14 protein-coding genes are annotated in these 23,544 nt (G+C 71.1%); 10 read left to right on the top strand and 4 right to left on the bottom strand.

Annotated elements, in window-relative coordinates; genetic code table 11:
* Positions 1-2: 2 nt before the first annotated feature.
* The 10 genes from E7Y32_RS00735 to E7Y32_RS00690 all read left to right on the top strand — a co-directional run bounded on the left by E7Y32_RS00735 (position 3) and on the right by E7Y32_RS00690 (position 18,274).
* Positions 3-2,747: a LuxR family transcriptional regulator gene (locus E7Y32_RS00735; protein WP_146335375.1), complete on the top strand. Its 2,745-nt coding sequence runs from the start codon at positions 3-5 to the stop codon at positions 2,745-2,747.
* 58 nt (positions 2,748-2,805) lie between these two features.
* Positions 2,806-5,448 (top strand): LuxR family transcriptional regulator, encoded by a 2,643-nt coding sequence (locus E7Y32_RS00730; protein ID WP_146335374.1) that lies wholly within the window; start codon positions 2,806-2,808, stop codon positions 5,446-5,448.
* A 672-nt stretch (positions 5,449-6,120) separates the two neighbouring features.
* The gene (locus E7Y32_RS00725; RefSeq protein WP_146335373.1) at positions 6,121-7,539 is read left to right on the top strand and encodes a sugar transferase; all 1,419 of its coding nucleotides are present in this window, start codon (positions 6,121-6,123) and stop codon (positions 7,537-7,539) included.
* A 39-nt stretch (positions 7,540-7,578) separates the two neighbouring features.
* A complete protein-coding gene (locus tag E7Y32_RS00720) occupies positions 7,579-8,040 on the top strand; it encodes an adenylyltransferase/cytidyltransferase family protein (protein WP_146335372.1) in 462 nt (153 codons plus the stop codon).
* 17 nt (positions 8,041-8,057) lie between these two features.
* Positions 8,058-9,221 (top strand): DUF1972 domain-containing protein, encoded by a 1,164-nt coding sequence (locus tag E7Y32_RS00715; protein ID WP_146338074.1) that lies wholly within the window; start codon positions 8,058-8,060, stop codon positions 9,219-9,221.
* Positions 9,218-10,060: a CDP-alcohol phosphatidyltransferase family protein gene (locus E7Y32_RS00710; RefSeq protein ID WP_146335371.1), complete on the top strand. Its 843-nt coding sequence runs from the start codon at positions 9,218-9,220 to the stop codon at positions 10,058-10,060. The genes E7Y32_RS00715 and E7Y32_RS00710 overlap by 4 nt, the downstream gene beginning before the upstream one ends.
* Positions 10,057-10,827, top strand: coding sequence for a hypothetical protein (locus E7Y32_RS00705; RefSeq protein WP_146335370.1), 771 nt, complete (start codon positions 10,057-10,059; stop codon positions 10,825-10,827). Before E7Y32_RS00710 ends, E7Y32_RS00705 begins: the two co-directional genes overlap by 4 nt.
* Before the next feature lie 57 nt (positions 10,828-10,884).
* Positions 10,885-11,799 (top strand): hypothetical protein, encoded by a 915-nt coding sequence (locus E7Y32_RS00700; protein ID WP_146335369.1) that lies wholly within the window; start codon positions 10,885-10,887, stop codon positions 11,797-11,799.
* Positions 11,800-11,918: 119 nt separating this feature from the next.
* Positions 11,919-16,361 carry a PKD domain-containing protein gene (locus E7Y32_RS00695; protein WP_146335368.1) on the top strand — a complete coding sequence of 1,481 codons (4,443 nt, stop codon included), beginning with the start codon at positions 11,919-11,921 and terminating at the stop codon, positions 16,359-16,361.
* A 233-nt stretch (positions 16,362-16,594) separates the two neighbouring features.
* Positions 16,595-18,274 (top strand): hypothetical protein, encoded by a 1,680-nt coding sequence (locus E7Y32_RS00690; RefSeq protein ID WP_146335367.1) that lies wholly within the window; start codon positions 16,595-16,597, stop codon positions 18,272-18,274.
* Positions 18,275-18,297: 23 nt separating this feature from the next.
* Here E7Y32_RS00690 and E7Y32_RS00685 read toward each other — a convergent pair whose 3' ends face one another.
* The 4 genes from E7Y32_RS00685 to E7Y32_RS00670 form a co-directional block, all read right to left on the bottom strand.
* Positions 18,298-19,437 (bottom strand): right-handed parallel beta-helix repeat-containing protein, encoded by a 1,140-nt coding sequence (locus E7Y32_RS00685; protein ID WP_146335366.1) that lies wholly within the window; start codon positions 19,435-19,437, stop codon positions 18,298-18,300.
* 127 nt (positions 19,438-19,564) lie between these two features.
* Complete coding sequence (locus E7Y32_RS00680) at positions 19,565-20,530, bottom strand: glycosyltransferase family 2 protein (RefSeq protein ID WP_146335365.1); 966 nt, start codon at positions 20,528-20,530, stop codon at positions 19,565-19,567.
* The gene (locus tag E7Y32_RS00675) at positions 20,523-22,088 is read right to left on the bottom strand and encodes a lipopolysaccharide biosynthesis protein (protein WP_146335364.1); all 1,566 of its coding nucleotides are present in this window, start codon (positions 22,086-22,088) and stop codon (positions 20,523-20,525) included. Before E7Y32_RS00675 ends, E7Y32_RS00680 begins: the two co-directional genes overlap by 8 nt.
* Positions 22,085-23,287, bottom strand: coding sequence for a glycosyltransferase (locus E7Y32_RS00670; protein ID WP_261382493.1), 1,203 nt, complete (start codon positions 23,285-23,287; stop codon positions 22,085-22,087). The genes E7Y32_RS00675 and E7Y32_RS00670 overlap by 4 nt, the downstream gene beginning before the upstream one ends.
* Positions 23,288-23,544: the final 257 nt, after the last annotated feature.

Here is a 23,544-nt window from a genome sequence, read left to right as displayed (position 1 = left end):
CCATGTTTCAGCAAGAAGCCGGCGTGCCCGCGGGCAGCGGCAAAACGGACGCGATTCCACCAGCGCAACGCCCCCCGCAGGGGCGGCAGGAAAAACCCTTTACCCGCCAGCACATCGTGGCGGACGTCCTTGAAACCCTGACCTCAGGATCGGGCTGCGGCGTCGTCCTGGTGGGGGAGCACGGGGCCGGAAAATCCTTCATCGCCCAGCGCACCCTTGAGCAACTCGGCGACGACTACCTGGTTGTCCAGGTCCGGGGCAGTTCCATTTCATCCAAACTCCCGTACGGCGCACTGAGTGTGCTGCTCAACGACCTCGACGCCTCCCATCTGGAACACCCGCTGATGGTGCTGCGCGGTCTCACCCAGCTCCTGCACGCCAAAGCCCAGGGGCGCGCCATTGTCCTGTTCGTGGACAACGCCCACGACCTGGATGACTTGTCCTGCATGATGGTCGCCCAGCTCAGCGCCGGTGGCCACGTGACCCTGCTGGCCGCGTGCGTTGACCTGCCCCATGTGGGCGGCGACATCATGGGGCTCTGGAAGGATGACCTGCTCCGCCGCGTGGACCTGGAGCCGTTCGATTTCGCCGAGACGGCCGCCACGCTGAACCAGGAATACGGCGGCCACTTTTCCCACACGGCTGCCCGCGCGCTCTGGAGTGCCAGCGGCGGAAACGCCCTGTTCCTGCATTCCCTGGCCCGGGAACAGATCAAGCTCGGCACGATCGTGCGGCAGGAGGGCGCATGGGTCCAGGGCGGCCGCTCCATCGCCCTGACGGGGGAAGTGCGCGATGTCGTCAAAGCGCGGCTGAACCGGCTCAGCCCCGGCCAGCGCGATGTTTTTGAACTCCTCTCCCTCGCCGGCGCGGTGCCGCTGCAGACGCTCATGCGGATCTTCAACCCGCAGGACATGGACAACCTGCAGGAGCGGGCGCTGATCCAGGTCAGCCACGACCACCCGCCCATGGTCAGCGTCGCCAACACGGTGACCGCCGCGATCGTCGCCAGCGTCGTCCCGCCGGGCCGCAGCGCCGAGCTCCGGCGCCGCCTGACCGCGGTGCTGGCCGATACTGACCCGGGCGAACCCACCGGCTCCGCCGACGTCGCGTGGGCCCTGGACTGCGGGGAACAGATCAGCTCCGCCACCGCCCTGGCCGCCGCCCACCTGGCCAACAACGCCTCGGATCCAACCTCGGCGCTGCGGTTTATCCACGAAATCGACGGCGGCGAGGCGCTCGCCGGAGTCGCCATCGAATCCGTGCACGCCCAGCTGGGGGTCAACAACGACGAATCCGCGCGGCGACTGCTCCATAACCTTGACAGCTCCGACGGCTCCGGCGGCGCCGGGCGCCCGCTGGCCGAGTGGGTTGCCCTGCAGCTGCTGCGGGTGGACCTGGACCTGCGCAGCGCCGCCACCGCGGCCGGTGCCCGGGCCAGGCTGGACGTGGTCCGCGACCGTCTCTACGGACCCGCCGCGGACGAGGCGGAGGGACTGGAGCCGGCCCGGGAACAGCTGCGGCTGGCCGAGGTGAAACTGGCAGCCTTCGAGGGCCGCTACGCCGACGTCCTGGCCGTGCAGGCCGGGATGGACACCGAGCTGGGAACCGAAACCGGGCTCCTGACCGCCAGCATCTTCTGCGAGGCGATGTCCGTCACCGGCAACGTCCTTGGGGCCATGGCCCTGGGCAAGCAGGTCGTAGCCGCGGCCTCCACCGTGCCGATGTCCGACCGGGCCGTCCGTGAGATCAGGGGGAGGTTCCTGCTGCTGATGTTGCTCTCGGCGAAGTTCCGCGAGGCGTCAGCCTTCCTCACGGCCACGTCGGGCACCGCCGAGCCGCAGACGCGCCTCGGCGGGATGTTCGAGATCGTCCAAGGCGTGATCGACCTGCACGCCGGCAACCTGGAGGCCGCCGGCCCGTGGCTCGAGGCCGGGATGTGGCAGTTGCGGATGCAGGACCCCGATGCCCTGTCCGGACTGGCCACGGCGGCCTGCGCCTACGCCGCCGGACTCGCCGGGGACGAGGAACGGGCCAGCCTGCTGCTCGCCGAGGCGGGACAGCCCCAGCTGGCCAGCCCCTGGCTGGTGGACCGGATGACCCGGTACTTCGAACTGTGCGCGCTGGCCGAACTCGGCCAGCGGCCCGCGGCGATCCGCAGCCTCGTCACCGATTCGGACGCCGACGCCGACGCCGGCGCCACGGCCACCGCGCTGCTCTTCCTGTCCGCCGCGGCCAGGCTCGGGGACCGGCAGCTGTGCCAGAAGCTCGCCGGCCTCGCCGGCCGGGTGACCGGGCAGTTCGCCCTGCTCTGCCTGCGGCTGGCCGACGGTGTGAAGGACTGCGCCAGCGAGCAGCTGCTGGCCGTTGCCAGGGACGCCGACGCCTCGGGGAACGCGGTGTTCGCCCGGGATGTGGCCCGCCGCGCCGTCTACTGCGCCAACGAAGCCGGAAACCGGATTGCGCTCCGTGTCTCCCAACGCACCGAACAGTCCCTGGACGACCGGTTCGGCAGCCCGAAAAACGGCCTTCACTCGCTGACCACCTCCACCCTGACCGCCCGGGAGTGCGAAGTCGCCGTCCGGGCCGCCGCCGGAATCTCGAACCGCAAGATCGCCGAACAGATGCACGTCTCGGTCCGCACAGTCGAGGGCCACCTGTACCAGGTGTACGCAAAACTCCATGTCGCCAGCCGATCGGAGCTCAAAGATGTCATCTCGGGACCGGCGGCCAGCGCCCGCATCGGTTGACCCGCGCGGGGCCCTCCGCGGCCCCGGACGCGGTCCACGGCGGCGGGAGTGGCCCTGAGTGGAAAGCCTGACTGATGCCGCGACCCTGATCGGCCGGTCCGGCGTCGTCAAAGAGGTGGTGCGCTGCCTCCGCGACGAGGGCAGGGCCGGGGCTCTGATTGTCGGCAGCTCCGGGTCCGGCAAAACCGCCGTCGTCAAGGCCGTCCTGGCGGAACTGCACCCCCACGGAACGGTGATCAGGCTCGCGGCCACCCCGGCGCTCGCCGCCGTCCCGTTCGGTGCCCTCACCCCCTACCTTGCGGGCCTCCCGGCCCACGACCTCGACTCCTACACGGCCGTGCTGGGCGCCGTCACCGCCAGCCTGAGGGCCGAGCCGACGCTGGCGCTGTTCGTGGTTGACGACGCTCAAAGCCTGGACCGGGGGACCGTCCAGCTCATCGCGCAGGCGGTAGCCACCGGCGCGGCCCGGCTGCTCGCCACCTGCCGTCCCGGGCCGCTGATCCCCGAGGAGTTCCTGGCCCTGTGGGATGACGGCATCATCGCGAAGTTCGACCTGGCGCCGCTCAGCCGCGCCGAGGTGCATCAGCTCTGCGAACAAGTGCTGCGGGCCGAGGTGTCCCCCTGGGTGAGCGAACTCTTCGCCAAACTGACCGAGGGCAACCCGTTTATGCTGATGTCCCTGATCGAGCACGCCCGCGCCACCGGAGCCATCGGCCAGCGCCGCGGCGCGTGGTTCCTCCTGGCTCCGCCCGAGCTGGGCGACGTTCCGGCCGCGGACCTGCTGGACCACCAGGTCCGCTCCATGTCCCCGGAGGAAAAGACGGCCGCAGCGATCGTCGCCCTGGCCGGGCCGCTCTCGCTCGGCCAGATCCTCAGGTTCAGCAGCCCCCGGGCCGTCGACGCGCTCGAGATGGCCGGGATCATCACCGTCTCGCGGGACCGCGACCGGATCGTCAGGCCCGCCAGCCCGCTCATCGGCGAGATCATCCGCCGCCGTGTCCCCGCAGGCCGGAGCGCCAGTCTCCGGGCCAGCCTGCTGGCGCTGCCGTGGGCGGGCACGGTGCACCCGGACGCCTTCCTGAACCAGCTGCGCTGGTCTCTGGACTCGGGCGCGGACGTCCCGGACCCGGAGCTGCTCCGGGCGGCGACGGCGGCGAACATCGACCTGGATGCCGCGACGGCGCTGCGGGCCGCGGGCGCCATCCGGGAGGACAGCTTCCTGCCGGAGGGCCGGATCCAACTGGCCTACGCCAACTACATCCTGGGCCGGCGCGAGGCGTCGGCCGGCTACCTCGAGGCCGCGCAGCCTGTGCGCTACGGCCGGGCCTCGTATCTTGCCGCCCTCCTGGCCGCCCGGCTCGGGCCCCTCGCCGCTGCCCTTGACCTTCCGCGCGACGCCGGCAGCGGTGAAGCGGAAACCGGCGGTCCCGATCAGCTGCGCTGGGGTGGCCCGGCCGTGGGCCTGGCCACCGGCCTGCTGCTGGAGCGTTGGGACGGCCGCACCGCCGAACTGAAGGAGCGGCTGCAGGGGCTGGCCGCCGCTGCGGAGGGCAACCCGGAAATCCGGCTCCCGGCGGTGTCCCGCCTGGCGGAGGTGCTGACCGCGCAGGGCCGGGTGCTGGCGGGACTCGGCATCGACCGGGAAGCGTGGCACGGGGTACAGGGCACCGGCCTGGCTCTGCCGCTGGTTTATGAGGACGTACTGGCCCGGCACTGCCTGAACCTGATCCGCGCCGGCGAATGGGAGGAACTCGCCTCCGCCCTGGACGACTACACCGCCGTCCTGTCGCCCCGCCTGCTGTACAGCGGGGGCATGCTGCACGTGATGCGCGGCTACTCCAGGCTGCGTCAGGGCCGGATCCCGGAGAGCCACGCCGAGCTGCTGCTGGGGGTGGAAGAACTCCGGATCGCCGACCCCTGGGAACTGCTTGCCTTCGCGCACGCCGTGGCAGCCTACGCCGCCGCCGCGGCCGGGCACCCCGGTGACGCGGCGGAGCAGACGCTGGCTTTCCGCAGCACCGGGTACCGTGAGCCGGCGACGCTCCGGCTCCTCGCGGAGGCCTACTGCGCTGCCGCGGAGGTCGCCTCCGGTCAAGTTCCCGGCGACGGCCGCCGGGAACTTGACCGGCTCGCCGCCGAGGCACAGCGGCAGGGGCTGCGGGCCGTGGAAACGGACATCAGGCGGCTCGCGCTGCGCGGCGGGGACACCGGGGCCGCGGAGGCCCTGGCGGCCAGCAGCGGCGCCGTGGAGGGCCCGGAGGCGGGCCTGCTGCGGGACTACGCGCTCGCCGTCGCCGCCTCTGACTCGAACCGGCTGATGGCGCTCAGCGACCAGGCCCTGAGCGCCGGTTACCTGCTCTTGGCGCTCGAAGCCGCCCAGCAGGCCGCGCACCTGCTCGAACATGACCCGGACAAATGGAAACTCACCGCGGTCCAGCGCAAGGTGCACCACCGCATGGTCGCCGCCGGCATGTCGGGGCAGATGAACATCGTCCGCGGCGAGCACTACGCCGACCTCACCGCCCGCGAAACCGAGATCCTGAAGCTGGTGGCCGGCGGGGCCACGAACGCCGAAATCGCCGCCCGCCTGACCCTGTCCCAGCGGACCGTCGAAGGTCACCTGTACCGCATCTTCGGCAAGCTCGGCGTCAGCCGCCGCGGCGAGCTGATGGACATCCAGCGCGATCTTCCGCTGCCGTGAGCGCGGCGGGGCAGGCACCGGCAGGGCGCGAGTGCGCCATTCAAGGGTTTTTCGCTGGTGCCACGGGGGATCCCGCGTATCTACTGCGTGACCCGGGCGCCCCCCGGGAGTATGCCTAAGTAGTTCGCCGGAGTCGACCTCAAGAGAAGTCGGGTAACCCCTACTCGTGTGCAGATGAGGCCCCCGCGATTGACTTAAGTCAGTCCCAGGAACGACTCACAAAGGTCTCAAAATGAGTAACTACAGGGCGGTATTCGACTGCGGGCAGCGCCCGCGGAGGAGCAAGGCCACAAGCCTGAGCTCCAGCGCCGCAATTGCCAGAGCCACCAGCAACGGTGGCCGCGTCGACACCTCCCATATCCGAACTCCTTCATTGGAACCGTACGGTGCCCCAGCCGGCAGCCGTACCCCAAAGACGGAGCCGGCGGCGTCAGAGCCTTCTGAGACCGAGGCTCTCCCCCCAGCCGCCGCCGGCTCCCTTAAACGGTCTGCACCACTGAGAGATGTGGAATTGCCGTGAGCGCGGTAGACGAACACCGCGCCGGCTACAGAAAAAGAGGCAGTCGTTGGAATCGACGCCCCGCCCGGGTCCTAAGGCCCGCAGGCGGGGCGTTTGATCACCCCGCAACCGCGGGGCGGCAACCTGCAGCGGCCCGGCCCGTGGACTCGGGAATGTCCTGGGCGCGGCGCTACCGCCGCTGGCTGCGGTTCACCGACATCACCATCGTGACCAGTGCGGTTGCCGTGGCCTACGCGGTCCGCCTCGACGCCGAGGGCGTGCTCGCCCGGACCCCCGCAGTCAGCACCTACGTTTCGCTCAGCATCGCCATCCTCCTGGCCTGGATCGTCGCCCTCGAAGTGCACCGCACCCGGGAGGAGACCGTCCTCGGGGTCGGGGCCGAGGAATACAAGCGGGTCATGGATGCCACCGTGGGGGTCTTCGGTGGCATCGCCATCGTGGTCCTGCTGCTGGGAATCGATGTGGTGCGCAGCCACTTCGCGATCGCCCTCCCAGCCGGTTCGCTGCTGCTCCTGCTGAGCCGGTGGCGGTGGCGGGCCTGGCTGAACCGCCAGCGCAACTTCGGCCACTACCTCTCCAAAGTGATTGTGGTGGGCGAACCCGCCGACGTCGAATACGTCATCCGCCAGTTCGGCAAGGTGTCCGGTGCCGCCTACGAAGTGGTGGGGGCGGCCCTGCCGGCCGGCTACACCGCTAGCCACCTGCAGATTTCCGCGACCCGGGTGCCCGTGCTCTGCGATGTCGACTCGGTGGCCGGGAAGGTCACGGAGACCGGGGCCGACGCCGTCGTCGTCGCCGGACAGCTGCACGGCGGAAGCCGGGCGATCCGCCAGCTCGGCTGGGCTCTGGAGGGCACGCACGCCAGCCTGGTCCTGGCCGCCAGCCTGACCGACGTCGCCGGTCCCCGGATCCACTGGCGGCCCGTCGAGGGCCTGCCGCTGATGCACGTGGAGCTGCCGGAGTTCAGCGGCGGCAAACACACGCTCAAACGCCTCGTCGACGTGGTTGCCTCGGCCGCGGCGCTGCTGCTCCTCTCGCCCCTGCTGTGCATCCTGGCCTGGGTGATCGCCCGTGACAGCAAGGGTCCGGTCTTCTTCCAGCAGGAGCGGGTCGGCCGCAACGGCGAACGGTTCAAGATGATCAAGTTCCGCTCCATGGTGGTGACCGCGGAGGATGACCTGGCGCTGCTCAGGGAGCTGAACGAGGGGGCCGGCCTGCTGTTCAAAATGAAGCAGGATCCGCGGGTCACCAAGTGCGGACGCTGGCTCCGGAAGTATTCGCTCGATGAGCTGCCGCAGTTCTGGAACGTGCTCAAGGGGGACATGAGCCTGGTGGGGCCGCGTCCGCAGCTGCCCTGCGAGGTGGAGGGCTACGAGGGCGACGTGACCCGCCGGCTGCTGATCAAACCCGGCATCACCGGGCTGTGGCAGGTGAACGGCCGGTCAAATCTTGGCTGGGAAGAGAGTGTCCGCTGGGACCTCTACTACGTGGAGAACTGGTCGTTGACCGGAGACATCATGATCCTCTGGCGAACCGTCAAGGTCATCCTGAACCCGGTGGGGGCTTACTAAACGCTGGTGAGGGCCGGCGGTGAATTGAAAGGGCAGGAAATGGGTCTCAGAATCGGTTACGCGCCGGGGGCGTTCGATTTGTTCCACATCGGGCATCTCAACATCCTCAAGCACGCCCGGAGCCAGTGCGACTTCCTGGTCGCCGGGGTCGTCTCGGACGAAATGCTGGAACAGGCCAAGGGCCGGCTGCCCGTGATCCCGCTGGCCGAGCGGATGGAGATTGTCGCCAGCATCGGCTACGTGGACAAGGTCTACGCCGAAACCGTCCCGGACAAGCTCCAGGTCTGGGAGGAACTGCGGTTCAACGTCTTTTTCAAGGGCGACGACTGGAAGGGCACCCCCAAGGGCGACAGGCTGGAAGCGGCGTTCCGGGCGGTCGGCGTCGACGTTGTCTTCTTCCCGTACACCGTGCAGACGTCCAGCTCCGCCCTGCGCACCGCCCTCGAACTGATCAACCGTTCCCCCGAACCCGGGCACCGGCTCCACGGGGTGCGGCTGTGAGCGGGCTGCACATCGCGATGGTCGGAACGCGCGGTGTCCCGGCCCGGTACGGCGGATTCGAGACGGCCATCGAGGAAATCGGCCAGCGGCTCGTGCAGCGCGGCCACCGCGTCACCGTCTACTGCCGTGAGACGGGCGGCGGCGACCGGCCGGACCGGCACCTCGGGATGGACCTGGTGCACCTGCCGGCGCTGCGCAAACGGTCCCTGGAGACCCTCAGCCACACTGGGCTGTCCGTCGCCCACCTGCTCCGGCACCGGCCGGACGCCGCCATCGTCTTCAACGCGGCCAACGCCCCCTACCTGCCCGCGATCAAGGCCGCCGGCATCCCCGTGGCCACCCACGTCGACGGGCTGGAATGGAAGCGCGCCAAGTGGGGCAGGGCGGGCCGGAATTACTACCAGCTCGTTGAACGGCTCGCGGTCCGGTGGTCCGACGCGCTGATCGCCGACGCGGTCAGCATCCAGGACTACTACCGGGAGAAGTTCGACGCCGACACGGTGTACCTGGCCTACGGGGCGCCGATCCAGGCAGACGCCGGCTCGGACAGGCTCCCGGAACTGGGCCTGGCGCCGCGCGGCTACCACCTCGTCGTCGCCCGCTTCGAGCCCGAAAACCACGTCCACCTCATCGTCGAAGGGTTCGCCCGGAGCGCCGCCCGGCTGCCGCTCGTCGTCGTCGGCTCCGCACCCTACTCGGACCGGTACACCCGCGAGGTCCACGCCCTCGGCGACGAGAGGGTCCGCTTTGTCGGCGGCGTCTGGGACCAGACGCTGCTGGACCAGCTGTACGCAAACGCGCTGGTGTACTGGCACGGGCACTCCGTCGGCGGCACCAACCCCTCGCTGCTGCGGGCCCTCGGGTCCGGCACGGCCACCAACGCGTTCGACGTCGGGTTCAACCGCGAGGTGCTCGAGACCGCCGGCCGGTACTTCGCCGGCCCTGCCGACGTCGCCCGGCTGGTGGACGAGGCCGAGGCCCCCGGTTCCGACGCCGAGGACCGCGGCCGGCACGCGCAGCAGCTGGCCCGCCGGTACAACTGGGGCGACGTCGCGGCCGGTTACGAACAACTCTGCGAGACGCTCCTGGGCCGCCGGACGCGGACCGCCCGGACGCGTCCCGAAGCGGGCGCCGGGGACCGGCGGCGGGCGCCGCGTCGCAGCCTGGGGGCCGGACAATGACCGCCGTCGATCCGGGCATCGGGGCGGCCGCCCCGGCCAGCACCGGCTACCGGGACACCGTGAAGCGGCTCGCCGCGGCGCAGAAGACGGCGGCCCGCGGGGCTCCGGCGTACTCCCGCTACGTCAACCGCCGGCTGGGCCGGCTGCTGGCCGCGGTGGCCCTGCATGCCGGGCTGGGGCCCAACACCGTCACGGCGGTCAGCGCGGTCTTCACCTTTTCGGGGATCGCCCTGTTGATGATGTTCCCGCCGTCCGGAGCCCTGGGGATCGGGGTGGCCCTGCTGCTGGTGGTCGGCTACGCCCTGGACTCGGCCGACGGACAGGTCGCACGGATGCAGGGCAGCGGATCGGCTGCGGGGGAGTGGCTGGACCACATGGTGGACGCGGTGAAAACCTCCGCCCTTCCGCTGGCGCTCGCCGTCGGGCTGTACCGCTTCGGCACCGTGGACCGGCGCTGGCTGCTGGTTCCGCTAGCCGCCGCCGTCATCTCGGCCGTGCTGTTCTTCAGCATGATCCTCACCGAGCAGTTGCGCCGCCAGCGGGGCCTGGTCTCCATGGCCGCCCCCGGCCGCCGGTCCTGGCTCCGCTCGGTGCTGGTGGTCCCGATGGACTACGGGGTCCTCTGCCTCTGCTTTGCCTTCTACGGCGTGGTCCCGCTCTTCCTCGCCCTCTACACCCTGATCGTCGCCGCAACGGCAGGCTTCCTGCTGCTGGCATCCATCAAGTGGTTCCGAGAAATCTCCGCCTTCCCGCCGGCGCCCGGCCGGGCGGGCCGGCACAGCCTCACGGAACCGTCCGCACCAACCGGCAACACCACTGGAACTGGGGTCCCGCAATGAACACCGCACACCACGGGCCAGGAGCCCACAGCGCCGGCCGGCGCCGGCGCCTGCTCGCCACCTCGATCGGCATTTCCGCACTGCTCGCCCTGGGCGGCACCGTCTGGGCCACGGGCCAGGACACCGTCGCCCGGGCGGCAGGGGAGCGGCCCGGCCAGGACACCGTTGCCCGGCCCGCCGGCCCGAAACCGGAGACGGCGGGCCCGGCCGGCCCCGCAGCGGCCAAGGCCGCCGCGACAGGGGCACCGGCGGCCACCACCGAGGCCGGATCCGCGCCGGCCCCGGCGCCCGCCGAAGCCAGGCCCGATCCGAGCCCGGTGGACCGCCAGGGCAAGTCCGAGCAGCAGCTCGCCGAAATACCGCAGCCCACCGCCGCCCCCGTGGATCTGAAGGACAAGAAAGCGGTCAAGGGCGGCGTCTCGGCGTCCATCACGGACGTCCAGTCCGTTCAGGGCGAGGCGAAGGGCATCGGTGAAATCGCCGGCCCGGCCGTGCGTTTCAAGGTCACCGTGACCAACAGCACCGCGGGGACCATCTCCCTGGACTCCGCCGTCGTTGACGTGACGTTCGGCCGGGACGACGAACCGGCCGGCGCCCTGAGCGGCCCGGACACGGCCGCCTTCCCGTCCCTGGTGGCGCCCGGGACCAGCGGCGTCGGCGTGTTCGTCTTCGCGGTGCCGCTGGATGCCCGCGACAACGTCAAGATCCATCTCAACCTTGAGGCCGAGACGCCGGTGGCGACGTTTGCGGGCAAGGTCCCGGCCTGAGCCGACCCGGCCGACGCATCAGAACTGACCGTTGAATCACAGGAAAGGATCCAGGCCATGGCAACACAACTGGACAGCCTGCCATCGCTTCTGCTGGTCCGGACCACGGCCCGGCGGGGAAGGAAAGCGGCGAAGCGGCTCCGGGCCGCCGCCGCCCTCGGGTACCTGCGGCTCCGCAACCGGCTGCTCCGCCGCCCGGCCACCGGCACCGCGCCCGTCGTGGTCTCCATGACGACGCACGGGGCAAGGCTGAAGTCCGTGGCGGCCGCGCTCGAATCGATTGCGCGCGGCAGCACCAGGCCGCAACGGCTGTTGCTGTGGCTGCAGACGCCCGAGCAGCTAAGGAACGCTCCGGCCGCCCTGCGCCGGCTCGAACGCCGGGGCGTGGAAATCATGTTCAGCCCGGACTACGGCCCCCACACCAAGTACTACCCGTACGTTGCCTCGGTGGAACGGCACACCGTGCCGCTCGTGACCGCCGACGACGACATCATCTACCCGCGGAACTGGCTGGCGCTGCTCGCCGACGCCAACCGCCGGCACCCGGATGCCGTCTGCGGGCACTGGATCAGCATCATCGGCCCCTCCGTGGACGGGATAGCCGACTACGCCACCTGGGCGCGGGCCCGGGACACCGCCGCCCGGACGGCCAATTTCGCCGTCGGCGTCTCCGGGGTCATCTACCCTCCGGCGATGCTCCAGGCGCTGAGAGGGCACGGCACCGGTTTCGCCGCCGCCTGCCCGGGCGCCGACGACATCTGGCTCAAGTGGGTGGCCCTGCGCGCCGGGATACCGGTCCGTCAGGTCCGCCCGGCGCCTCGGCACTTCCCAATGATCCCGGGAAGCCAGGGCGAAGCACTGATGACAACGAATGTCGGCGAAAGCCGAAACGACCACTGGATCCGAGGCCTCTTCACGGCCGAAGACGTGGCTGTGCTGACCAGCAGCGCCGCCAGACACCGAATGGACTAGAGGGGAAGCACATGTTCCGGAACGCCACGCTGGGGAGCGCTCAGACGAAAGCTGCGGGGTTTGCGCCCTACCCGGCGCCGGGAGGCGCCGTATGGAATCAACTACAACGACTGCTGGCGGTGTTGCTCGGCACGGCGCTGGCGCTCTCACTGGTACTGGTGGGCGCCCCGCCGTCATCCGCAGACACTGCGCCGGCCGATCCGGCCAGCCCGTCCACGCCGGTCACGGTCTCCGCCGACGCGCTTCCCACCGTGCAGATTGACGGTGTCGTCTGGCAGCAGACCGTCATCGGGGACACAGTATATGCGGTGGGGAAGTTCGCTACCGCACGGCCCGCCGGCGCACCCACAGGCACCCAGACGACCCCGCGCGCGAACATCCTCGCCTACAGCCTGAGCACCGGCGAGCTGATCACAGGGTTCACGGCATCTTTGAACAACCAGGCCCTCGCCGTCGCCGCCTCGCCGGACGGCGGCAGGCTCTACGTTGGCGGAGAATTCACCGAGGCCAACGGCCAGCCAGCCAGCAGGGTTGTGGCCTTGGACCCGAAGACCGGCGCCACCATCTCCGGATGGGCCCCGCAGATGTCGTCGACTGTCCGGGCCATCGTGGCCACCTCCGGGACGGTCTACCTAGGCGGCCTGTTCAGCACCGTAGGGTCCACCTCGCGGTCCAAGCTGGCCGCCGTCCGGGCCAGCAACGGTACGCTGCTGCCATGGAAGCCGATCGCCGCCGGCGGCCGGGTCGACGCGCTCGTTCTCTCCCCCGACGGGAGCAAGCTGGTCGTGGGCGGCATGTTCACTACCCTGAACGGCAGCGACAGGCCCGGCTTCGGACTCGGCGCCGTCGACGCCCTCACGGGGGCCAGCATTCCGACGCCTGCCAACGACGTAGTCCGCAACGCCGGCCTCGCGGCCGGCGTCACCTCGCTGTCCAGCGATGGGACGAGCTGGTACGGGACGGCCTATATCCACTTCGGTAACAATGGAAAGGGAACCTTGGAGGGTTCCTTTGCCGCGAACTGGTCCGACCTGGGGGTGAAATGGATTGACGACTGCCACGGTGACTCCTACAGCATGTTCGCAAACGACACCGCGGTATACAAGGCCGGCCACTCGCATTACTGCGGGAACCTGGCCGGCTTCCCGGAGACGGCGCCCCGCGCTTGGCACCGGGGGCTGGCTTATAGCAAGGAGGCCACCGGGACGTTGACGAATGACGCGCACGGGTATCCGAGCCTCACGGGCAAACCGGCCCCGTCGCTGCTGGCCTGGTACCCGGACCTGGACACGGGCACTGCCACCGGTCAGGATCAGGGGCCCTGGTCCGTGACCGGCAACGGCAACTACGTGGCGATGGGCGGCGAGTTCAAGAACGTCAACCTCAACGGACAGCAGGGCCTGGTCCGCTTCGCCCGAAGCAGTATCGCCCCGAACCAGCGCGGGCCCCGGGTCACCGGCGCGAACCTGACGCCCACCCTGTCCAGCCCGACCGCCGGCACCGTCCGGGTCCGCTGGCAGGCCAACTGGGACCAGGACAACGAGAACCTGGTCTACGAGGTCCGGCGCAACGGCGCCGTGATCGCGACCATCAACCAGGCATCCACCTTCTGGCGGCGGCCCGGGATGAGCTACCTGGACACCTCCCGGGTGCCGGGCCAGAGCTACACCTACCGCATCTTCGTCCGGGATCCTTTCGGCAACGAAGCCCGCAGCGACAACGCCACCATTACCGTGCCGGGCTCCGTGGCATCGCCGGGCAACTACGCCCAGCAGGTCCTGGCAGACAAGCCCGGAAACTACTGGCGGCTCGGAGACGGCGCCGGTTCCACGGCCGTGGACCTGGCCGGCAACGATGACCTGCAACTTCAGCCCGGTGCCGGCTTCGGCGCCACCGGCGCCCTGAACAGCGACGCGGACACCGCCATCAGCCTCAACGGAAGCCCGGACGCGGTCGCGAGCAACCCGACCCTGGCCGCCCGGCCCAACATCTTCAGCACCGAGGCGTGGATCCGCACCGACTCCACCGCGGGCGGGCAGATCATCGGCTACGGGAACAGCCCGGCAGACCTCTCGGCCGACCTGGACCGGACCGTGTACATGGACCCCGCCGGGCGCATCTTCTTCGGCGTCCGGCCCGGCGGCAGTGCCGGCACCCGCATCGCCATCAACTCGACGGCGACCTTCAACGACAACCAGTGGCACCATGTTGTCGCCTCGCTCGGCGCCGACGGGATGAAGCTCACCATCGACGGGGTCACCGTTGCGAACCGGGCGGCCACCACCACCGCCTGGCCGTTCGACGGGTACTGGCGGGTCGGCGGCGACAGCCTCACCGGCTGGCCCAACTGGCCCACGGTGCCCAAGGGCCAGCCGCCCTACAGCAGCTTCCTCAGCGGGCAGATCGACGACGTCGCGCTCTACCCCACGGTGCTTCCGCTAGCCCGGATCCAGGCCCACTACGTGGCCTCCGGCCGCACCGTGAACGCGCCGCCGTCCCCGCCGGTGGCGGCCTTCACCTCCGTCGTGAGCGGCCTGACCGCAACGGTGGACGCCAGCACCTCCTCCGACGCCAACGGACCCATCGCCGGCTACGCCTGGGACTTCGGCGACGGTTCCAGCGGAACCGGGGTAACCGCGGAGCACAGCTACGCGGCCACCGGCAGCTACAACGTGCGGCTGACGGTGACGGACAACTCCGGCAGCACCGCGAGCGTGACGAACACCGTCACGGTCACCGCGCCGCCGCCCAACAAGCCCCCGACGGCCGCCTTCACCTCGGCCGTGAACAACCTGACGGCCGCCTTCGACGCCGCCGGCTCCGCGGATGCCGACGGCACCATCAGCGGCTACGCCTGGGACTTCGGGGACGGCGGCACCGGAACCGGCACCACCGCATCGCACAGCTACGCCGCGGCGGGCAGCTACCAGGTGACCCTCACGGTGACGGACGACGACGGCGCCACCGGCCAGCTCACCCGCACCGTCACAGTCACGGCCCCGCCGGCCGACACCGTGGTGGCCGCCGACGCATTCGGCCGGACCGCCACCGGTGGCTTTGGCACCGCGGACGTCGGCGGAGCCTGGACCGTGGCCGGCGGCGGCAGCAACTTCTCCGTTGCCAACGGAGCGGGAGCGGCCACGATCGGCACCGCCGGAGCCAGCAGGTACGCGTACCTGAACGGCGTCGCGACGGCAGCCTACGACGGCCGGATCACCGTCTCGGCCGACAAGGTCCCCAACGGCGGCGGCATGTTCGCCACGCTGGTGGGCCGGCGGGCCAACAACAACGAGTACCGGGCCAAGATCAAGGTGGCCGCCAACGGCGCCGTCTCGCTCTACCTGACCAAGGTGGTGGCCGGCGCCGAAACGACCATCGCCGGGCCGTTGGCCGTGGGCGGGCTGACCTTGGCGGCCAACGACCCGGTGATCATCCGGCTCAAGCTGGACGGCACCGCGCCGACCGCGGTCAGCGGCAAGGTCTGGCGCGCTTCGGCGGCCGAGCCCGCCGCCTGGCAGCTGACTGTCAGCGACGCGACGGCCGCCCTGCAGGCCGCGGGCGCCGCCGGCGCCGGCGGCTACGTCTCCGGTTCCTCCACCAACCTGCCGGTGGTCCTGCGGCTGGACAACCTGAACATCACCGCCGGCGGCGCGGCCCCCGCCCCCAACGCGGCCCCGGCGGCGGCCTTCAGCTCCACCGCCACGGGCCTGCAGGCCAGTTTCGACGGCAGCGGCTCCACCGACACCGACGGGACCGTGGCCGGGTACGCCTGGAACTTCGGCGACGGCGCCACCGGAAGCGGCGCCACGGCCTCGCACGGCTACGCGGCCGCCGGGACCTACCAGGTGACGCTCACGGTTACCGACAACGCCGGTGCCACCGGCACCGTCACCCGGGCCGTCACCGTCGGCGGGAACCCCCCGGCGGGCCTGCTCGCGGCGGACACGTTTGGGCGTGACCTCGTGGGCAGCTGGGGATCCGCAGACACCGGCGGCGCCTGGACGTTGGCCGGTACGGCCGCCAATTACACGGTGGCCGGCGGCGCGGGCATCATCACCACCCGCTCCGGCGGGATCGCCCGGCTGGCCACCCTGGCCGGTGTCTCCGCCACCGCGACCGACCTCTCGGTGAAGGTCTCGCAGGACAAGATCGCCACCGGCGGCGGCACCTACGTCGGTGCGGTCGGGCGTAAGGTCGGCGACGACGAATACCGGGCCAAGCTGCGGATCGCGGCGACCGGGGCGGCGACGCTCTTCCTGACCCGGGTGTCCGGCGGCACGGAGACGACGCTGCAGTCCGCCGCGGTGGCCGGCTTGACGGTGGCCGCGAACGACCAGCTCCGGCTTAGGGTGCAGGTCACCGGAACCAACCCCACCACGGTGCGGGCCAAGATCTGGCGGGACGGGGCGGCCGAGCCGGCCACCTGGGGGCTGACGGCAACGGATTCGACGCCGTCACTGCAGGCGGCCGGCGGCATCGGCCTGCTGAGCTACCTCTGGAGTACCGCCACCAACGCGCCGGTGGCCGTCAGGTTCGACGAGTTGTCCGTGGCCAGGCCGTAGCGGGAGGGAGCTGATGATCCGGGGCCGATGACGGCGGCGGGGGAGCCGCCGTCATCGGCCCCGTTTGTACAACGCCGCTTCGCGAAGCGGCACGCTGGGCGTTGCTCAGAACGCCGTTCGATGCCGGGGTCCGGCGCCGGGGGCGGCAGCCGCCGTCCCCGGCCACTGAGCTGAGGAATGCCATGAACTGTTCCTGGAGGAATTGGGGCCTGCCGCGGCAGGGCCCCCACGGAGTGCCGCGTCGCGCCACCGGCCGTCGCCGTGCGGGCGGCCGGCGCCCGCGGAGCCTGGCCGCCGCATCGAGCGCGGCGCTGGCCGCCGCGCTCGTCCTAGCGGGCGCCCTTCCCGCCTCCGCGGACACTGCGCCTCTTGATCCGGCGGACCCGGCCACCCCGGTCACCGTCTCCGCGGACGCTCTGCCCACGGTGCAGATTGACGGCGTCGTCTGGCAGCAGACCATCATCGGCGACACCGTGTATGCGGTGGGCAAATTTGACACCGCCAGGCCGGCCGGGGCCGCCGCAGGAACCCAGACCACCGAGCGCAAGAACATCCTGGCTTACAGCCTGAGCACCGGGCAGCTGCTTACCGGGTTCACGGCCTCGCTGAACGCCCAGGCCCTGGCCGTCGCTGCCTCGCCGGACGGCAGCAGGCTCTACGTCGGCGGGGACTTCACCGAGGCCAACGGCCAGCCTGCCAGCAAGGTGGTGGCCCTCAACCCGCAGACCGGCGCCACGATCCCCGGGTGGGCGCCGCGGATGTCCTCGACCGTCCGGGCGATCGCAGCCACCTCCGCGACGGTCTACCTGGGTGGCCTGTTCAGCACCGTCGGGTCCACCTCCCGGTCCAAGCTGGCCGCGGTCCGCGCCAGCAACGGGACGCTGCTGCCCTGGAAACCGATCGCTGCCGGTGGCAGGGTCAACGCGCTGGTGCTGGCGCCCGATGGCAGCAAGGTGGTTGCGGGAGGGCTGTTCACCACCCTGAACGGCACCAACAAGCCGGGTTTCGGGCTCGGTGCCGTCGACGCCCTCTCGGGGGCGAACATCGTGACGCCGGTCAACGACGTCGTCCGGAATGCGGGCGCCGGCTCCGGCATCACCTCGCTCTCCAGCGACGGGACGAACTGGTACGGGACGGGCTTCATCGACTCGAAGATGAACGGCACCGGCACCCTGGAAGGCTCCTTCGCCGCGAACTGGACGGACCTGGGGGTCAAGTGGATCGACGACTGCCACGGCGACTCCTACAGTGTGTTCGCCAGCAACACCGCGGTGTACAAGGCCGGCCACTCCCACTATTGCGGCAATTTGTTGGGCTTCCCGGAGACGACGCCGCGGACCTGGCACCGGGGACTGGCCTACAGCAGGGAGGCCACCGGCACGCTGACGAAGGACATCCACGGGTATCCGAGCTTCACGGGCAAGCCGGCGCCCTCGCTGCTGGTCTGGTACCCGGACCTGGACACCGGGACCGCCACCGGCCAGAGCCAGGGGCCCTGGTCCGTGACCGGCAACAACAGCTACGTGGTGATGGGCGGGGAGTTCAAAAACGTCAATTTCAAGGGCCAGCAGGGCCTGGTCCGGTTCGCGGTCAGCTCCGCGGCCCCGAACAAGGAGGGGGCCCGCTCCTCGTCCGCGTCAACCAACCCGGCGCTGACCTCCCCGTCGCCGGGGGTCATCACGGTCAAGTGGCAGTCCAACTGGGACCGGGACAACGGCACGCTGAGCTACCGGCTCTCACGGGACGGGCGGTTGATCAGCACCCAGACGCTGTCCACCACCTTCTGGAAGCGGCCGATGATGGAGTTCAGGGACACCGTCGCCCCCGGGACAACGCACAGCTACCGGGTGGTGGTGACGGATCCGTTCGGCAACTCCAAATACTCCACCACGGTCAGCCTGACGGCCCGGTAAGGCGGCCGGCAGCCGCCGGCGCCTCAGCCGTTGAAACGGATCCCGCCGGCGGGCCCCTCGGCCAGGGGGTTGAGGCTGTCCGCCCAGCGGTTCGTCGCCAGGCCCGGGACCGAACTGGCGGCGCGGTTGATGACGCGGACGGGGTACTTCGAGCCGTTGCCGAAGTCGAACTGGTTTCGGCCCAGATAGTTGGCCGCGACCGTCACCGTGATGGTCGCGAACTTGCCGTGGTCGATGTTGATGGAGGTCTGCCCGTCGTCCACCCAGTTCCGCTCGACCACCACATTGCCCAGCCGGGCGACGTTTTGCTGCAGCATGATGCCGATCCCGGCGTGGCCGCCGCGGGGGTTGGGGCCGCTGCCGCGGCCGGGACTGGCGCTGGCCACGATGGTGTTGCCGGCAATGCGGATGTTCTCGCCGCCCTGCACCTGGATGCCGTCGTTGTGGGTGCCGTCGGTGTGGGCCGGGTCGTTGGACCAGAACGTCAGCGAATGGATGTAGTTTGCCTCGGCCGTGACGTTGGCGCCGGGTGGTCCGCCGGGGCGGTTGAAGATGCCGAGGCCGTCGTTGGTGCCCTGGATGTGGTTGCGCCGGGCGGTGTAGTCGTGGCCGACGATGCCGTCCCGGTAGTAGGAGGGACGGTCCGGGATGATCGTGTTGTCCTCGATCACGAGGTTCACGACGCCGGCGCCGGTGGCGTCGATGATGCCCGTGTTCGAGGCCGGGATGCCCGGGCCGCCGTGGAGCCGGCTGTTCCTGATCGTCACGTTCCTGGCGCGGACCTTGACGTCGCCGTAGATCTCGAGGCCGTCAAGGACCGTGCCGTCCTGCGTAATTACCAGCTCGGCCGCGCCGGGGTTGAGCGGCTTCACCACGGTTCCGGCGGGCACCCCGGTGGTGGTTTCCGAGGGGCGGTAGCTGCCGGCCACGAGTTCCGACCGCGGCGCCGGAGCAGGCGCCGGTGGCGGTGAGTCAGCGGCGGCGGGAGCCGGAGTCCTCTCAGGCGCAGTTGCGGGGGCGGGCACCGGCGGCGGCGGTGTGACGGGGGCGGCGTCCCGGGCGGCGGGGGGCGGCGCGGCGGGCTGGCCGCACCCGGCCGTCAGGGCCGCTGCCAGCACCGCCGCGGCAAGCGCGGCGCCGGTGCTGCGGGTCGGACGGGCCATGCTCGGTTACCTCCGGGGTCTCGTCATGGGCCCCGCCGGGGCGGGACACTGCGGCTGAGACCTGCCTCCACGCTAGCCGAGTCCGGGGCCGCTTACCAAGGCCGCGGTGCCCCGGCGGGGTGGAGGACTACTTCCGGCGGTACTCGCTGTAGACATAGCCGAAGGCCGCGGAGGCCATCCCGAGGCCGCGTGCCGCGGTGCGCAGGCCCATGGCCTGGTGCGCCGTCGAGCCAGTCAGAAGCCCCGCGCCGAGGCGGGCGGCGCCGCCGAGCAGCCGGAGCGAACCCGCGGCCAGTGACGAGGCCCGCGCCGCCGCCAGCCGCGGGGCCGCGGCGGCGGCGAGCTCGAGGTTGACCCGGGCCGCCGAGTTCCCGCTCCGGAGTGCCCGGCGCAGCACCCAGCCGCGGGTCAGCCGGGACGCCGGGACACGGTCCACCACCACCGCCTCGTCGCACCACAGCATGGACCCGCCGCGCTGCACGAGCTGGCGGGTGAAGAGCGTGTCAGAGCCTCCGCTGAGGCCGAACCGCTCGTCGAAGCTCAGCCCCAGGGCCCGGACCTGGTCCAGGTCCAGAAGCAGGTTGTTGGTCGCCGCGACGGTCAGCGGCGTGCCGGTGGCGAGCCTGCGGCGGCGGAAGAACCGCCCGGCCTGGATCCAGGGTTCCGGCTCGTGTTCGTACTCGCTGATCACCGGACCCACGACGGCGGCCGCCCCGGTCCGCTGCTGCAGCTCCACCAGCTGGGCGAGCCAGTGTTCGGAGGGCACTTCGTCGTCGTCGATGAAGGCCAGTAGCGCCGCGGTTCCGGCGTCGGCGAGGGCGCGGTTCCGTGCGGCGGCGATGCCGGGCCGCGGTTCGTGCGCATAGCGGACCAGGCCGGGACCCAGCGTGCCGGCAATATCCTGCACGGCCGCCTGGGCGCTGGCGGCCGGGTCGTTGTCGATCACCAGCACGGTGGCCGGCGGCCGGTCACCGGCGGCGAGGGTCGTGGCCTGCGCGGCGAGCCGGGGGAGCGCAAGGCTGATGTCCCCGGGCCGGCGGTAGGTCAGGACCGCGATCACCACCTCCCCGGCGGAGCGGTCGTCGTTAGCCATGAAGGCCTCCTGCCTTATGAGGGATGTCCGGGTGAGGGATGTCCGGGGTTTCCGGCTCGATTGGTGCGGGCCGGCCTGTCCGGGCGCCGGGGCTGCCGTCGCTGTTCGTTCGGTTCCGGCCGCGCCCGGCGAGGCTGCGCGCCTGGGCCAGGAAGGCTGCCAGCAGCCGCCGGTGGAAGAGCCACAGCGCCCCCGCCGCGAGGGCGAAAAAGATCACCAGACCGCCCAAGAGATGCCACAGCCTGCCCGCGTCCCCGAGCTGCCACAGGGCGTAGCCGGCGGCCCCCCACAGCGCGGCGTGGACCGCCGGCAGGATCGAGGCAAGCTGGGACCGGGCGCTCACCCCGGTCAGCCGGGTCTGGATCCGCAGCAGCACGGGGGTCAGCAGGAAGCCGGCCGCGGTGTAGCCGACGGCGACGCCGAACACCCCGTATTGCAGGCCGATGACGATGCCGCCGACCTGCACCACGGCGGCGAGGATCTCGTAGCGCACGATCAGCGCCCCGCGGCCCAGCCCTTTCATCAGCGAGGGGGTGATGTAGAAGATCGTCTCGCGCGCGCCGCCGATCGCCAGGACACTGACCAGCGCCGCCGCCGGCATCCATTCCGGTCCCAGCACCAGGTGCACCAGTTCCGGCGCGGCGCAGGACACGAAGACCATCAGGGGAACGGCCAGAATCGCCAGGACGCGGGTGGCGGCGACGAGGCTCGCTGCCACCCGCTCGGGTTCCTGTGCCGATCTGGCAAAGGCGGGAAACATGACCCGGTTGACGGTCTGCCCGATCAGCTGGACCGGAACCACCAGGATCCGGTAGGCCATTCCGTAGATCGACAGGGCTGTGACGCCCAGTACCCGGCCCACCAGGATGTTGTCCAGGTTGCGGGAGAAGTAGGCGAGGCAATCGGTCGCGAAGACGCTCAGGCTGAATCCCAGCAGCGGGCCCACCGCGCGGAGCGCGAAGTTCGGTGCGGGACCGCGGCTGGCGGCCAGCAGCATGGCGGCACAGACGACGTCGGTGACCGCCACCTGGTAGACCATGGACCAGGCCCCGGCCCCGGCGAGGGCGGCGCCGATGCCCGCCGCGCTGCCGGCGGCCGCCGCGGCGATGTCCGCCGCGCCGACCCGGTGCAACTGCAGGTCCCGGGCCAGCATGGCCCGGGGCGTGATCGCGAGCGCCTTGACCGGGATGGCGAACGCCAGCACCCGCAGGATCGGGTCCAGCTCGGCCACCGCGAAGAACCCCGCCACCGCCGGGGCAGCGAACCAGGTCCCCGCCGCGAGGGCTGCGGCCACCAGCAGGTTCAGCGTGGCGGTGGCGCCGGCCAGCCGCCGGGTGATGTCCGGGCGCTGGATGAGCGCCGCGGACAGGCCCTGGTCGAGCAGCAGCGCGACCAGGCTGATGTAGACGGTCGCGGCAGCGATGGTGCCGTAGCTTTGAGGGCCCAGCAGCCGGGCCAGCACCACGGCGCAGCCGATCTGGAATCCCTGCCGGGCCAGCACGGCGCCGAAGCTCCAGCGCACGCTGCGGGCCGCTCTCCCGGCGAGGTCGGTTGTCATTGTCGGCCGCCGGCAGCCTGGGCAAGGTGGTCGGCCATCACCTTTCCGTAGCGCTCCGGGCTGTGCCGGAATTCCGCCTCGGCGGAGTCGGCCCGGGCCTTGGCGGCGAACTCCGGCCACGCGGCGGCCACCCGCGCGAGCGCGGCGGCGAGGCCCGCGGCGTCGCCGGGCTCCACGAACTGGGCCGAGCGGTAGCCGCCCGCGGCCTCCCGCAGCCCGGAGGTGTTGCTGACCACAACGGGCCGGGAGGCCAGCAGCGCTTCCACGGCCGTGTTCCCGAACGGCTCCTCCAGCCGGGACGGCACCACCACGACGTCGGCGTCGGCCAGGAACGGAAAGACGTTGGCCTGGAACCCGTGGAACTTCACGTGCGCGGCGGCACCGCCGTCGGCGACCTGGCCGCGCAGCGCGGCTTCATAGTCCTCGTAGCCGGGGAAGACGGCTCCCACGATCGAGAGCTCCGCGTCGATGCCGCGGCGGCGCAGCTGCAGCAGCGCCTCGACCGCGACGTCCACGCCCTTGCGGTGTGAGAGCCGGCCCACGTAGGCGATCCGCAGCCCGCCGAGCAGCTTCTCCCGGGGCCGGACGGGCTCCGCCGGGCCCGGCACCCCGTTGTAGACCACCGTGGAGCGCCCGCGCAGGGCCGGCAGGGAAGCGGCCAGCGTGTCGGCACTGAACTGGCTGTTGGTCAGGATGCCCCGGGACAGCAGCAGTGGCGCGGCTAGCGCGGCGCGCAGCAGGCGCGGCGCCTTCGCCTCCGCCTCGTGGACGTGGGTGACCACCGGGACACCGGTGAGCCGGCCGGCGAGGGTCCACAGCGGCACCGTGATGGTGTTGGCGAGGATCACGTCGGGCCGGGCCCCGCGGATCACGCCCACGCTGCGGGGCAGGCCACGGGCCGATTCGGCCGCCAGCCGGAGCAGCCCGGCGCCCGAGAGCAGGCTCTTGCGCAATACCGGAGTCGGCGACAGGACGACGGCGGCGCCGCGGCGTTCCAGTTCGGGGACCAGCGGCCCCGGTTCCGGCAGTGCCACCAGGACCCGGGCGCCGGCGCCGCTCAGGCCGTCGATGGTTTCCAGCAGGACACGGTCGGACCCGTAGAGGTCGGCACTGGGATGCGCCACCAGCACTGTGAAACTGCGCCCGGTCTCGTCCATCGTTCCCCCGCGGATCCGTGCCCCGGCGGACGGGAAGCTCATCGGCAGGGCCGGGCGGCCGCATGCGCGGTCCCGGTCCTGGCGAGGAGCCGTTGAGACCCACGGAATCCGCCCAGGCTTAGGGAAAGACTACGGCCGGCGCCCGGCTTTGGCTAGGATTCCGGGCCGGTTCCGGTGCAGCCGCGGATTACGCCAGGCAGCACGCCGCCGGCGGCTCCCGAATGCGCAGCAAACCGGTGCCGGTTAAAAGCTTCCGCCGGGCACCTTTGCAGTCAATAATGGTGCACCAAGGGGACCGT

Origin of the sequence: Arthrobacter sp. UKPF54-2 (assembly GCF_007858535.1) — a bacterium.
In the GTDB taxonomy this organism is placed as follows: domain Bacteria; phylum Actinomycetota; class Actinomycetes; order Actinomycetales; family Micrococcaceae; genus Arthrobacter.
This window is presented reverse-complemented; position numbering and strand designations above follow the sequence as displayed.

Bases quoted from the DNA above. Each gene is read 5' to 3' on its own strand.
- E7Y32_RS00735 (WP_146335375.1), top strand. From the start codon at position 3: ATGTTTCAGCAAGAAGCCGGCGTGCCCGCGGGCAGCGGCAAAACGGAC.
- E7Y32_RS00685 (WP_146335366.1), bottom strand. From the start codon at position 19,437: ATGGCCCGTCCGACCCGCAGCACCGGCGCCGCGCTTGCCGCGGCGGTG.
- E7Y32_RS00675 (WP_146335364.1), bottom strand. From the start codon at position 22,088: ATGACAACCGACCTCGCCGGGAGAGCGGCCCGCAGCGTGCGCTGGAGC.
- E7Y32_RS00710 (WP_146335371.1), top strand. From the start codon at position 9,218: ATGACCGCCGTCGATCCGGGCATCGGGGCGGCCGCCCCGGCCAGCACC.
- E7Y32_RS00715 (WP_146338074.1), top strand. From the start codon at position 8,058: ATGGTCGGAACGCGCGGTGTCCCGGCCCGGTACGGCGGATTCGAGACG.
- E7Y32_RS00700 (WP_146335369.1), top strand. From the start codon at position 10,885: ATGGCAACACAACTGGACAGCCTGCCATCGCTTCTGCTGGTCCGGACC.
- E7Y32_RS00670 (WP_261382493.1), bottom strand. From the start codon at position 23,287: ATGAGCTTCCCGTCCGCCGGGGCACGGATCCGCGGGGGAACGATGGAC.
- E7Y32_RS00725 (WP_146335373.1), top strand. From the start codon at position 6,121: ATGTCCTGGGCGCGGCGCTACCGCCGCTGGCTGCGGTTCACCGACATC.
- E7Y32_RS00705 (WP_146335370.1), top strand. From the start codon at position 10,057: ATGAACACCGCACACCACGGGCCAGGAGCCCACAGCGCCGGCCGGCGC.
- E7Y32_RS00680 (WP_146335365.1), bottom strand. From the start codon at position 20,530: ATGGCTAACGACGACCGCTCCGCCGGGGAGGTGGTGATCGCGGTCCTG.
- E7Y32_RS00720 (WP_146335372.1), top strand. From the start codon at position 7,579: ATGGGTCTCAGAATCGGTTACGCGCCGGGGGCGTTCGATTTGTTCCAC.